The organism is Ideonella azotifigens (assembly GCF_006519715.1).
Classification (GTDB): Bacteria; Pseudomonadota; Gammaproteobacteria; order Burkholderiales; family Burkholderiaceae_C; genus Ideonella; species Ideonella azotifigens.
Genome location: NZ_VIDT01000968.1, coordinates 1 through 1610 on the forward strand (window position 1 = coordinate 1; position 1610 = coordinate 1610).

Annotated in this window: 2 protein-coding genes; both read left to right on the forward strand. The window is 69.1% G+C overall.

Annotated elements, in window-relative coordinates; translation table 11 throughout:
- Window positions 1–693, forward strand: a 693-nt coding sequence (locus tag FKP22_RS29730) for an amidohydrolase family protein (protein WP_141291830.1), incomplete at its 5' end; no start/stop codon positions are given.
- Between the two features lie 50 nt (window positions 694–743).
- Entirely contained in the window at window positions 744–1556 is an 813-nt protein-coding gene (hutG, locus tag FKP22_RS29735) for an N-formylglutamate deformylase (protein ID WP_141291831.1), read from the forward strand.
- The last annotated feature ends 54 nt before the right edge of the window (window positions 1557–1610 follow it).

Consider the following 1610-nt stretch of genomic DNA (forward strand, 5'->3'; position numbering starts at 1 on the left):
GACGCCTACATCGCCGCCATCCTCGACTGGCTGCCGCGATGGCACGCGGAAGGGCTGGTCGACGCGGTCGACGGCTTCTGCGAAAACATTGCCTTCTCGGCCAGCCAGATGCAGCGCGTGTTTGACGCGGCGCGCGCGCTGGGCCTGCCGGTCAAGTTGCACGCCGAGCAGCTCAGCGACTGCGGCGGCAGCGAGATGGCCGCGCAGTACCGCGCTTTAAGCTGCGACCACCTCGAATACCTCAGCCCTGCCGGCGTGCAGGCACTCGCGGCCAGCGGCACGGTGGCCATGCTGCTGCCTGGCGCCTTCTATTTCCTGCGCGAGAAACAGCTGCCGCCGGTGGGCGCATTGCGCGAAGCCGGCGTGCCGATGGCGATTGCCACCGACCACAACCCCGGCTCGTCGCCCACGCTGTCGCCGCTGCTGATGCTGAACATGGCCTGCACGCTGTTCCGCATGACGCCCGAGGAAGCCCTGGCCGGCATGACGCGCCATGCCGCGCAGGCGCTGGGCCTGGGCCACAGCCATGGCCAGCTGAGCACCGGCCGGCAGGCCGATTTCGTGCACTGGGCCGTGGACCATCCCAACGAGCTGGCCTACCAGTTCGGGCACAAGCCTTGCCAGTTGCGGGTCCATGCGGGCGTGCCCGATGCGGCCGACCTGGCGCGAATCGCCCCTGCCCCCGAGTTTTGAAAACAGTGCCGAGCACCGCCCCGGCAGTTCGGCCCGATGTCGGAGACCTGATGGACGAGATTTACACCCTGCACCGCGGCACGCGCCCCTTGCTGGTCAGCGTGCCGCATGCAGGCCAGCACATTCCGGCCGAACTGCTGGCCCGCATGCATCCCCATGCCGCCACCGTCGAAGACACCGACTGGCACCTGGACAAGCTCTACGACTTCGTGCGCGACCTGGGCGCCAGCCTCATCGTGCCGCGCCACTCGCGCTACGTGATCGACCTGAACCGGCCGCCCGACAACACGCCGATGTATCCCGGCGCCAACAACACCGAGCTGTGCCCCACGCGCTTTTTCACCGGCGAGCCGCTGTACCTCGAAGGCCAGGCACCTGACGCGGCCGAAGTGCAGCAACGCCGCGGCACCTATTGGCAGCCCTACCACGACGCGCTCGCCGGCGAACTCACGCGACTGAAGGCCGAGCATGGCCACGCCGTGCTGTTCGACGGCCACAGCATCCGCTCGCAGCTGCCCTGGCTGTTCGAGGGCCGGCTGCCGGACCTGAACCTCGGCACCGCCAATGGCGCCAGCTGCGCCCCTTCGATGCGCGACGCGCTGGGCCAGCTGCTGGCCGCGCAGCAGGACTTCACGCAAGTGGTCGACGGCCGCTTCAAGGGCGGCTACATCACACGCCACTATGGCCAGCCCGCGCGTGGCTGGCATGCGGTGCAGCTGGAAATGTGCTGGTGCTGCTACATGGACGAACAGCCGCCGTTCAGCTGGTCGCCAGAGCGCGCCGCAGGCGCCATGCCGCTGCTGCGCCAGATGATGGACACGCTGCTGGCCTGGCAGCCGCAAGCCGAGGCAGGCCAGGCATGAGCGGCGGCGCCACAAGCCCCACCGTTCGCCGCTTCTGGGCCCCACGCGCCTGGC

What these genes read in the sequence shown, in the direction of transcription:
- hutG (WP_141291831.1), top strand. Translation starts at nt 744, where the DNA reads ATGGACGAGATTTACACCCTGCACCGCGGCACGCGCCCCTTGCTGGTC.